The sequence below is a fragment of the Pseudomonas sp. HMWF006 genome, from assembly GCF_003061205.1.
Lineage (GTDB): Bacteria > Pseudomonadota > Gammaproteobacteria > Pseudomonadales > Pseudomonadaceae > Aquipseudomonas > Aquipseudomonas monsensis.
In genome coordinates this window covers 1-11421 of the sequence record NZ_QAIU01000125.1, presented here as the reverse complement: position 1 = coordinate 11421, position 11421 = coordinate 1, and the positions used below count along the sequence as shown (strand labels likewise).

General features: G+C 61.1%; 9 protein-coding genes. 2 read left to right on the top strand and 7 right to left on the bottom strand.

The window, feature by feature from the left end; genetic code table 11:
• From DBR24_RS04815 to leuC, 7 genes are all read right to left on the bottom strand, one after another.
• Positions 1–766, bottom strand: a 766-nt coding sequence (locus DBR24_RS04815; protein ID WP_128614066.1) for a FimV family protein, incomplete at its 3' end; no start/stop codon positions are given.
• A gap of 209 nt (positions 767–975) precedes the next feature.
• On the bottom strand, positions 976–1986 hold the full coding sequence (locus tag DBR24_RS04810) for an aspartate-semialdehyde dehydrogenase (protein ID WP_128614065.1): 1011 nt from the start codon (positions 1984–1986) through the stop codon (positions 976–978).
• A gap of 246 nt (positions 1987–2232) precedes the next feature.
• The gene (asd, locus tag DBR24_RS04805; protein ID WP_064363920.1) at positions 2233–3345 is read right to left on the bottom strand and encodes an aspartate-semialdehyde dehydrogenase; all 1113 of its coding nucleotides are present in this window, start codon (positions 3343–3345) and stop codon (positions 2233–2235) included.
• A gap of 66 nt (positions 3346–3411) precedes the next feature.
• Complete coding sequence (gene leuB, locus DBR24_RS04800) at positions 3412–4494, bottom strand: 3-isopropylmalate dehydrogenase (RefSeq protein ID WP_123463416.1); 1083 nt, start codon at positions 4492–4494, stop codon at positions 3412–3414.
• Positions 4495–4549: 55 nt separating this feature from the next.
• Entirely contained in the window at positions 4550–5317 is a 768-nt protein-coding gene (locus DBR24_RS04795; protein ID WP_128614064.1) for a class I SAM-dependent methyltransferase, read from the bottom strand.
• Positions 5318–5464: 147 nt separating this feature from the next.
• Positions 5465–6109, bottom strand: a complete 645-nt coding sequence (leuD, locus tag DBR24_RS04790) for a 3-isopropylmalate dehydratase small subunit (RefSeq protein WP_128614063.1) — start codon at positions 6107–6109, stop codon at positions 5465–5467.
• A 13-nt stretch (positions 6110–6122) separates the two neighbouring features.
• Entirely contained in the window at positions 6123–7541 is a 1419-nt protein-coding gene (leuC, locus tag DBR24_RS04785) for a 3-isopropylmalate dehydratase large subunit (protein ID WP_123463421.1), read from the bottom strand.
• Positions 7542–7682: 141 nt separating this feature from the next.
• Here leuC and DBR24_RS04780 point away from each other — a divergent pair, with 141 nt between their 5' ends.
• Complete coding sequence (locus DBR24_RS04780; RefSeq protein ID WP_123463423.1) at positions 7683–8567, top strand: LysR family transcriptional regulator; 885 nt, start codon at positions 7683–7685, stop codon at positions 8565–8567.
• A gap of 74 nt (positions 8568–8641) precedes the next feature.
• Positions 8642–11421 (top strand): PAS domain S-box protein (locus DBR24_RS04775; protein ID WP_128614062.1); only part of this gene is annotated, 2780 nt, incomplete at its 3' end.

The window sequence follows — 11421 nt, the reverse complement described above, 5'->3', positions numbered from 1 at the left end:
GCTGACCGGTGCCTGGCTTGGCCACATAACGACGGCCCTGACGCCAGGCTTCGTTCTGCGCGACAACTTCAGCAATCGCCTTCGACTGTGGCAGCGCGGTGCTTTGCACCGAGTCCGGCAAACGCAGCACCTGACCGGTTTTCAGCCGGTTGATGTTGCCGTCGATAAACGCGTTCGGGTTGAGCGCCTGAATCGCCAGCATGGTCTGCTGCACTGAACCGCCAGTGCGCGCCTTTGCAGCAATTTCCCACAGGGTGTCGCGCGGCGTGGTGGTGTACTGAGTCGGATGGGTGGCACCGGTGGTCGGCGCAGTGATGGTCTGCGTCGGCGCCGGTTGCGCGGCGGCGTCAGCGGTCTGCGGCGAGAACTTCGATGGATCCAGCAGCACGCTGTAATCGCGCAGCAGACGGCCGTTCGGCCACATCACCTGCACGAGGAATTTCACCATCGGTTCCGACAACGGCTTGCTCGAGGTCACGCGCAGCACACTTTTGCCGCTGGCGTTGAGCACCGGAGTGAACGTCAGGTCATTGAGGAAGGCCTGACGGTCAACGCCGGCCTTGGCGAAGTCTTCAGGAGACGCCAGGCTCGGCACCACTTCGGCAGCGGTGAGATCCTTGACGTCGAGCAACTCGATCTCGGCCACCAGCGGCTGGTTCAGGGTCGACTTCAGGGTCAGCTCCCCGAGCCCGAGGGCATGCGCCATACCGGAGGACAGCGCCGAGGCGGCCGCTATTGCTAACACCAGTTTGCGAACTTGAACCATAGCCTCATCCTTTGTTTGAACGTTCCTCGGCCAGCGAGAAGATGTTGATTGCCGCTGCCGTAAGGCATTGCGCGCGACGACGACAGACTGCCGCGCGCGATCATTTCTTTGATGCCCCGGAAAGTCCCGGAGGGTGACACGTTATCAAGTGCTCCGGGCAAGCATAGCGCTCACCTAGAATCAGTCGACAAATTGTTGCCAAGTATCTTTTACAGCAGGTCTTTTATCAACAATTCAGCGACCTGCACAGCATTCAGGGCGGCGCCTTTGCGTACGTTATCTGACGTCAGCCACAGATTAAGTTCCGCCGGGTCATCGACGCCAGTACGCACGCGACCGACATAGACAACATCCTGCCCCACCGCGTCACCCACTGCGGTCGGATAATCGCCGGCTTCGACAAGCTCAATACCCGGTGCGTCCTCCAGCGCCGCGTTGACCTTTTCCAGGTCGACCGCGCTCGCTGACTGCAAGGTCACGCTATAGCTATCGCCAAAAAACCCCGGGGCTTGAACGCAAGTTGCGGAAATCTTTAATAAAGGCTGCGCCAGCACCTGACGCAACTCGCGCACCAGACGTTTTTCCAGCAGCGTATGGCCCTGAGCATCGGGGGTGCCGACCTGGGCCAGCAGGTTGAAGGCCATTTGCCGGTCGAAGAAAGTCGGCTCCAGCGGACGCATGTTCAATAGTTCAGCGGTCTGCCGGGCCAGCTCGGTGACAGCTTCGCGACCTTGCGCGGAAACGGCCAGATTGGCGGTGACGTTGACGTATTGCAGGTCGAGCAGGTCGAGCAGCGGCGCCAGCACCACGGCCAGCGTCGTCGCCGACGGGCTTGGGCTGCTGACCTGGAACGGCGCTTTCAGGCCGGCGATCACCTCGGCGTTGGCTTCCGGCACCACTTGCGGCGCCTGCTCGGCCGGCAATGCGCCGGACAGGTCGATCAGCGAGCAACCAGCCGCGTGGGCGCGTGCCACGTAGCTCAGGGAGATGGCCGGGCCGGCGGCGAAAAACACCAGTTTGACCTTGCTGAAATCGAACTCGTCGACTTCACGCACGCGCACGTTCTTGTTGCGGAACAGCACCGAGCTGCCAGCGGATTCGCTGCTGGCCAGCAAGTGCAGGTTGCCGACCGGGAAGTCGCGCTGTTCGAGAATCTGTACGAGGGTTTCGCCGACAGTACCGGTGGCGCCGACGACGGCAATATCAAGGGTCTGGGTCATGGTTCTACCTCTGGCGAAACGGGGGGAGCGGCACTTTACCGGGTGACTGGCGCACAGGCAATTTCTGCAGGATTTGTGGCGACTGCGCCTGCCCCTTCGCGAGCAAGCTCGCTCCCACAGGGGAATGCATTTCAAGGTGGGAGCGAGCTTGCTCGCGAAGGCGACAGAACATACACCCGAGAAACCTCAGGCATAAAAAAACCCGCACCTCTCACAAGGCACGGGTTCTTTCATTGCTTCAAGCGATCAACGCTCCAGCAGGATCCGCAGCATGCGACGCAGCGGTTCGGCCGCGCCCCACAGCAGTTGGTCGCCGACGGTGAAGGCACCGACGAATTGCGAACCCATGTTCAGCTTGCGCAGACGCCCCACCGGCACATTCAGGGTGCCGGTGACCTTGGTCGGGCTCAGCTCCTGCATGCTGATCTCACGCTGGTTCGGCACCAGTTTGACCCAAGGGTTGTGCTGGCTGATCAGCCCTTCGATGTCGGCGATCGGTACGTCTTTGTTCAGCTTGATGGTCAGCGCCTGGCTGTGGCAACGCATGGCGCCGATGCGCACGCAGATGCCATCGACCGGGATCGGGCTCTTGAAGCGGCCGAGGATCTTGTTGGTCTCGGCCTGGGCCTTCCACTCTTCGCGGCTCTGGCCGTTCGGCAGTTCCTTGTCGATCCACGGGATCAGGCTGCCGGCCAGCGGTACGCCGAAGTTTTCGGTCGGGTACGCGTCGCTGCGCATGGCTTCGGCCACACGACGGTCGATGTCGAGGATCGCGCTGGCCGGATCGGCCAGTTGATCGGCCACCGCCGCGTGGGTTGCGCCCATCTGCTTGATCAGTTCACGCATGTTCTGCGCGCCGGCCCCAGAGGCCGCCTGATAAGTCATGGCGCTCATCCACTCGACCAGACCGGCTTCGAACAGACCGCCCAGGCCCATCAGCATCAGACTGACGGTGCAGTTGCCGCCGATGTAGTTCTTGGTGCCCGCGTCCAGTTGCTGGTCGATGACCTTGCGGTTGACCGGATCGAGAATGATCACGGCGTCATCGTTCATGCGCAGGCTCGAGGCCGCGTCGATCCAGTAACCCTGCCAGCCGGCTTCGCGCAGCTTCGGGAACACTTCGCTGGTGTAGTCGCCGCCCTGGCAGGTCAGGATCACGTCGAGGGTCTTCAGCTCGTCAATGCTGTAAGCGTCCTTGAGCGGAGCAATGTCCTTGCCCACGGACGGGCCTTGGCCACCGACGTTGGAAGTGGTGAAAAACACCGGCTCGATTAGATCGAAATCCTGCTCTTCCAGCATCCGCTGCATGAGCACGGAACCGACCATCCCGCGCCAACCGATCAGACCTACACGTTTCATCGCAACTACACCTTCTTGAAAAGTGGGCCGCTGCTTTGTATTGAATTTCGCAGCGGGCCCGAGAGATTACAGATTCCGCAGCGCGGCGACTACTGCGTCGCCCATTTCCTGCGTACCGACTTTGGTGCAACCGGCCGAATAGATGTCACCAGTGCGCAGGCCTTGATCCAGCACCACGCTGACGGCTTTCTCGATGGCATCGGCCGCGTCATGCAGATTGAAGCTGTAACGCAGCATCATCGACACCGACAGAATGGTCGCCAGCGGGTTGGCGATACCTTTGCCGGCGATGTCCGGGGCCGAACCGTGGCAAGGCTCGTACATGCCCTTGTTGTTCGAATCCAGCGAGGCCGACGGCAGCATGCCGATCGAACCGGTGAGCATCGACGCTTCGTCGGACAGGATGTCGCCGAACATGTTGTCGGTGACGATCACGTCGAACTGCTTCGGTGCGCGCACCAGTTGCATAGCGGCGTTGTCGACGTACATGTGGCTCAGTTCGACTTCCGGGTAATCCTTGGCGACCTGCTCGACCACTTCGCGCCACAGTTGGCTGGACGCCAGTACGTTGGCCTTGTCCACCGAGCACAGTTTTTTGCCGCGCACCATGGCCATGTCAAAACCGACGCGGGCGATGCGGCGGATTTCGCTTTCGCTGTACGGCAGGGTGTCGTAGGACTGACGCTCGCCGTTTTCCAGGGTACGAGTGCCACGCGGCGCGCCGAAGTAGATACCGCCGGTCAGTTCACGGACGATCAGGATGTCCAGACCGGCAACGATTTCCGGCTTCAGGCTCGAAGCGTCGGCCAGTTGCGGGTACAGAATCGCCGGACGCAGGTTGCCGAACAGGCCCAGTTGCGCACGGATTTTCAGCAGACCACGCTCCGGGCGGATGTCACGCTCGATGGTGTCCCATTTCGGGCCACCCACCGCGCCCAGCAGCACGGCGTCGGCAGCACGGGCACGGTCGAGGGTTTCGTCGGCCAGCGGCACGCCGTGCTGGTCGATGGCGGCGCCACCGATCACGTCATGGCTCAGCTCGAAGCCCAGGCTGTACTTGTCGTTGGCTAATTCCAGAACCTTGACCGCTTCGGCCATGATTTCCGGACCAATACCGTCACCTGGGAGAATCAGAATCTGCTTGCTCATGCTTTCCTCGTGTCTTCAGTCGGTGCGCCTCTAACTGACGCGCCCGGAAAAATTCTTAACGCTCGGCGATCAGCACAATCACATCTGTACTGAACGAGCCGTCGGCATCAATCTCAAAATATTCGCGTACTTCACTGCCCATCGACTGCTGCAACTGGCGGATCGCCGCGCGCATCACGTCGGGTGTGCGCATGCGCTCGACCCAACTGCTGTACTCCAGACGCAGGCGCTGACGGGTGGTGCTGCGGGTATGCAGCCGCGCCTCGCTGACCTGCCGCAACCACTCGCCGGCGGAATAATCGCGCACATGGCTGGTGTCGCGCAGCACTTCGACGCTTTGCAGGTAAGTGTCGAACAACGGGCTGCCCGGTGACAACACGTCAACGAATGCCGCCACACCGCCCGGCTTCAGTACCCGACGCACTTCACGCAGGGCCACGCCGAGGTCGCTCCAATGGTGCGCCGAATAACGGCTGAACACGAAGTCGAACTCGCCATCGGCAAACGGCAGACGCTCGGCGGCGCCGTTGACCGTGGCAATGTTGGCGAAACCGCGATCCACAGCCGCAGCGGCGACCACGTCAAGCATCTGCTGCGACAGGTCGTAGGCCACCACTTCTTTCACCAGTGGCGCCACATGAAAACTCACATGACCGGCGCCGCACCCCAGATCCAGCACCCGCGCCTCGCCCTGCCCCGCCAGCTCAGCCTGTAGCAGCGCGAATTCGGTGCCTTGCGCGTGAACGGCGCTGCTCAGGTAGGCGGCGGCCTGTTCACCGAATTGCTTCTGTACGACCTGAGAGTGCTGGGCGGTGCTGGTCATGGTCACATCCTTCTGGGTTTTAGCCTTGTATTGCCTGGACTAACGCCTTCGCGAGCAAGCTCGCTCCCACACTTGAAATGCATTCCCCTGTAGGAGCGAGCTTGCTCGCGAAGAGGCCAGCCTGAACTGCATCAATTCAGAACTTGCTTATGCGTCGCGGAACAACCAAGGCTGGCTCAGCCGGTGTTTGGCCTCGAACGAAGCAATCGCATCGCCGTCCTGCAAGGTCAAACCGATATCGTCCAGACCGTTCAACAGGCAATGCTTGCGAAACGCGTCGATCTCAAAGTTGTAAACCTTGCCGTCCGGACGGGTTACGGTCTGCGCCTGCAGGTCGATCTGCAATTGATAGCCCGGCTCAGCCTCCACCTGCTTGAACAATTCATCGACTTCAGCGTCGCTCAAGATGATCGGCAGCAAGCCGTTCTTGAAACTGTTGTTGAAGAAGATGTCGGCGTAGCTCGGCGCAATGATGCTGCGGAAACCGTATTCTTCCAGCGCCCACGGCGCGTGTTCACGGCTGGAGCCGCAACCGAAGTTCTCGCGGGCCAGCAACACGCTGGCGCCTTGAAAACGCTCGGCGTTGAGCACGAACTCCTTGTTCAACGGGCGCTTGGAGTTGTCCTGATACGGCTGGCCGACATCCAGGTAACGCCACTCGTCGAACAGGTTCGGACCGAAACCGGTGCGCTTGATCGACTTCAGAAACTGCTTGGGGATGATCTGGTCGGTGTCGACGTTGGCACGATCCAGAGGCGCGACAAGACCAGTGTGCTGGGTAAAAGCTTTCATGCTGCGCTCTCCTTCAGATCAATTCACGAACGTCGATGAAACGACCGTTCACCGCCGCCGCAGCGGCCATGGCCGGGCTCACGAGGTGGGTACGACCACCGGCGCCCTGACGGCCTTCGAAGTTGCGGTTGGAGGTCGAGGCGCAATGCTCGCCGGACTCCAGACGGTCCGGGTTCATTGCCAGGCACATCGAGCAACCCGGCTCGCGCCATTCGAAACCGGCCTCGAGGAAAATCTTGTCCAGACCTTCGGCCTCAGCCTGGGCCTTCACCAGACCCGAGCCCGGCACCACGATCGCCTGCTTGATGGTCGATGCCACTTTGCGGCCCTTGGCAATCACGGCAGCAGCGCGCAAATCTTCGATCCGCGAGTTGGTGCAGGAGCCGATGAATACGCGATCCAGTTGAATGTCGGTGATCGCCTGATTGGCGCTCAACCCCATGTACTTCAAGGCGCGGACGATCGAGTCACGCTTGACCAGATCCATCTCCTTGGCAGGATCCGGCACGTTCTGGTCAACCGCCAAAACCATCTCAGGCGAAGTGCCCCAGCTGACTTGCGGCTTGATTTGCGCGGCGTCCAGCTCGACCACGGTGTCGAATTTGGCGTCAGCATCGGACACCAGATCTTTCCAGGCTTCGACCGCCATGTCCCATTCGGCGCCTTTCGGGGCGAAGGGACGACCTTTTACGTAATCGACGGTCTTTTGATCCGCCGCCACCAGGCCCACACGGGCGCCGGCTTCGATGGACATGTTGCAGATGGTCATGCGGCCTTCGACAGACAGGTCGCGGATCGCGCTGCCGGCGAATTCGATGGCATGCCCGTTACCGCCGGCGGTGCCGATCTTGCCGATCACCGCGAGGACGATGTCCTTGGCGGTCACGCCGAACGGCAATTGCCCTTCAACGCGTACCAGCATGTTCTTCATTTTCTTGGCGACCAGGCACTGGGTGGCGAGCACGTGCTCAACCTCGGAGGTGCCGATGCCGTGGGCCAGCGCGCCGAACGCACCGTGGGTCGAGGTGTGCGAATCGCCGCAGACCACGGTCATGCCCGGCAAGGTCGCGCCCTGCTCCGGGCTGATCACGTGGACGATGCCTTGGCGCACGTCGTTCATCTTGAACTCGACGATGCCGTATTCATCACAGTTGTCATCGAGGGTCTGCACCTGCAAACGCGAGACCTGGTCGGCAATCGCTTCAATCCCGCCCTTGCGTTCCGGGGTCGTCGGTACGTTGTGGTCCGGGGTCGCGATGTTGGCATCAATGCGCCAAGGCTTGCGCCCGGCCAGACGCAGGCCTTCGAAAGCTTGCGGCGAAGTCACTTCGTGGATGATGTGACGATCTATATAGATCAACGCCGAGCCATCGTCGCGCTGCTTGACCAAATGCGAATCCCAGAGCTTGTCGTAGAGCGTTTTGCCGGCCATCAGACGGTTCCTCATCAGCTTGTTTCTATGCCCTGGGCTTATCAATAACCCTTTGGCTTGTGAGGCCGATCCTATGGGGTTACATTAAATAACTCAAATTCATATTTTTTATGCTTTGGATAACCAACTGGAATACGAACCATGGATCTGGCCAACCTCAATGCTTTTATCGCGATCGCCGAGACGGGCAGCTTCTCTGGCGCCGGCGAACGCCTGCATCTGACGCAGCCGGCGATCAGTAAACGCATCGCCGGCCTGGAGCAGCAATTGAAGGTGCGCCTGTTCGACCGCCTGGGCCGCGAAGTAGGCCTGACTGAGGCCGGCCGCGCCCTGCTGCCGCGGGCTTATCAGATTCTCAACGTGCTGGACGACACCCGCCGCGCCCTGACCAACCTCACCGGCGAAGTCAGCGGGCGCCTGACCCTGGCCACCAGTCACCACATCGGTTTGCACCGTTTGCCGCCGCTTTTGCGGGAATTTACTCGTCGCTACCCACAGGTGGCGCTGGATATTCAGTTCCTCGATTCGGAAGTGGCCTACGAAGAAATTCTCCATGGCCGTGCAGAACTGGCAGTCATCACCCTGGCGCCGGAACCGCACGCGCTGGTCAAAGCCACGCCGGTGTGGGACGACCCGCTGGATTTCGTGGTCGCCCCGGAGCATTCATTGATCGGCAACGGCCCGGTCAGCCTGGCCGACATTGCCGGTCATCCGGCGGTTTTCCCCGGCGGCAACACCTTTACTCACCATATTGTCCAACGCTTGTTCGAAGCCCAGGGACTGACGCCCAATATCGCCATGAGCACCAACTATCTGGAAACCATCAAAATGATGGTCTCGATCGGCCTGGCGTGGAGTGTTTTGCCGCGCACCATGCTCGATGAGCAGGTGGCGAGCATCGCTTTGCCGGGCATACAGCTCAGTCGCCAGCTAGGCTATATCCTGCACACCGAACGGACGCTATCGAATGCAGCAAGAGCCTTTATGGCCTTGCTGGATGCTCAAGTCGATCTGCCAGGGACTTAAGGCCAACTTGTGTTACTCCGAGAGAGCCGCTGCCCCTGTGCCTAACGCCAACATCAGCTCAAGGCCCGTTAACAATGCCGAAATCTGTTGACCGAATTCCGCCGATGCCGCGCATTCAAGCGATTGACCCGCGTCATTCCGAGCAGAGCTGGGAGAGTGCGCCGCAATTGCTCGCTGCCCTCAACGGCGCGCGGCTCGGTGCCTGGTACTGGGACATCGAGCGCGGGCAGATCAGTTGGTCGCGGGGCACTCAGGCATTGTTCGGCTTCGATCCACGGCAACCGCTGCCGGAAGATCTGGAATACCTCGATCTGCTGCCTCCGGAAGACCGCGCGAAAACCGTGCGCGCCTTCCACGCGGTGATTGCCGGCGCACCACTGGAACAGGCGATGCACCACCGCATTCGCTGGCCGGACGGCAGCCTGCACTGGCTGGAGATCAGTGGCAGCCTGCTGCCGGACAAAAACGGCCGCCCCCGAATGATCGGGGTGATTCGCGAAATCACCCACCAGCGTCAACGCGAACAGGCTTTGAGCAGCTCGGAGAAACGTTTCGCCACACTCTTTCACCTGTGCCCGAACATGGTGTTGCTGACGCGCCAGGAAGACGGCCTGATCAGTGAAGCCAACCAGTATTTCGAAAGCCTGTTCGGCTGGCCGGTGCAGACCGCCATCGGCCGCACCACCCTGGAACTGGGCCTGTGGGTGCACCCTGAACAACGCGGCGAACTGGTGAAGAAAACCAAGGCCAAGGGCGAACTGATCAGCATGGAAGTGCAGTTTCGCGCCAGCAACGGTCAGGTGCATGACGGCATTCTCAGTGCGCAAAAGGTCGAACTCGAAGGCCAGCCCTATCTGCTCAGCACGTTCCTCGACACCACCGAGCGCAAAGCCGCCGAACTGGCACTGAAGGACAGTCAGGAACGCCTCGATCTGGCGCTGGATTCCGCGCAGCTCGGTACCTGGGACTGGCACATCCCCAGCGGCATGCTTTACGGCTCGGCGCGTGCCGCGCAACTGCACGGGCTGGAGCCAAAACCGTTCCATGAATCATTCGACGAGTTTTTCGAAGGCGTACCCGGCCAAGAGCGCGACAGCATGCGCAATGCGTATCGCAGCCTGCGCGAAGGTCCGGCGGGCAACTATCAACTGACTTATCGCGTGCAACTGCCGGACGGCAGCTCGCGATATCTGGAAAGCCGCGCCCGCCTCTACCGCGACGACAACGGCGCGCCGCTGCGCATGGCCGGGACGTTGCTGGACATCACCGATCAGGTCGAACGCGAACAGCGATTGGTGGCCTCGGAAGAGAAATTCGCCACGCTGTTCCAGGTCAGTCCCGACCCGATCTGTGTCACCCGCCAGGACAGTGGCGAATTCATCGAAATCAATAACAGTTTTACCCAGACTTTCGGCTGGAGCGCCGCCGACGTGATCGGCCATACCGCCGAAGAAATCGGCCTGTGGGACGCATCGGCGAAAAGCCTGCAGCGCATCGAGCGCGTGATTCGCGAGCAGGGGCTGAGCAATGTCGCGATCATCGTCCAGCACAAGGACGGCCAGTCGCTGACCTGCGTGATTTCCAGCCGGCAGATCAGCGTTGGCGATCAGCCGTGCATCGTCACCACGTTGCGCGACATCACCCAGCAACAGCGTTCGGAAGCCGCACTCAAGGCCAGCGAAGAGAAATTCGCCAAGGCGTTTCACTCCAGCCCCGACGCGATCACCATCACCGAGCGCGACACCGGGCGTTATCTGGAGGTCAACGACGGTTTCTGCCGCCTGACCGGCTATCGCGCGGACGAAGTGGTGGGCAAGACCGTGTATCAGGTCGGCATCTGGGCCGAGGAGAAACAGCGCTCGGCGTTGCTCGCCGAGCTGCAGATCAAGGGCCGCGTGCATCATCAGGAAATGCTCGGGCGCAACAAGCGCGGTGAGTTGCTCACCGTCGAGGTTTCAGTCGAGCCGATCACCCTGAATGAAACCGCGTGCCTGCTGCTGACAGCCCGCGACGTCAGCTTGCTGAAAAACGCCGAGGCCCAGATTCGTCATCTGGCGTATCACGATCCGCTGACCAACCTGCCCAACCGCGCTCTGTTGATGGATCGCCTGAGCCAGCAGATTGCCCTGCTCAAACGCCACAATCTGCGCGGCGCGCTGCTCTTTCTCGACCTCGATCACTTCAAGCACATCAACGATTCCCTCGGCCACCCGGTCGGCGACACGGTGCTGAAGATCATCACCGCGCGACTCGAAGCCAGCGTGCGCATGGAAGATACCGTCGCGCGTCTGGGCGGTGATGAGTTCGTGGTGCTGCTCAGTGGTCTGGAGGGCACACGCAACGAGGTCAGCACCCAGGTGCGGGAACTGGCCGACACCATCCGCGAACTGCTGTCGGAACCGATGTTCCTCGACGGCCAGCGCCTGCAAGTGACGCCGAGTATCGGCGTGGCGTTGATTCCCGACCACGGCTCGACCCCGACCGACTTGCTCAAACGCGCCGACATCGCGCTGTACCGGGCCAAGGATTCCGGGCGCAACACCACGCAGATGTATCACAACACCATGCAGAAAGCCGCCAGCGAACGGTTGCGCATGGAGACCGACTTGCGCCTGGCGCTGTCGCGCGGCGAATTCAACGTGCACTTCCAGCCGCAGGTCGACGCCCGGGACAACCGCATCATCGGCGCTGAAGCGCTGGTGCGCTGGCACCACCCGGAGCTGGGCACACAATCGCCGACCGAGTTCATCAAAGTGCTGGAGGACAGCGGCCTGATTCTCGAAGTCGGCACCTGGATCCTCGACGAAGCCTGTGACGCGTTCAAAGAGCTGATCGCGCTGAAACTGGTCGACCC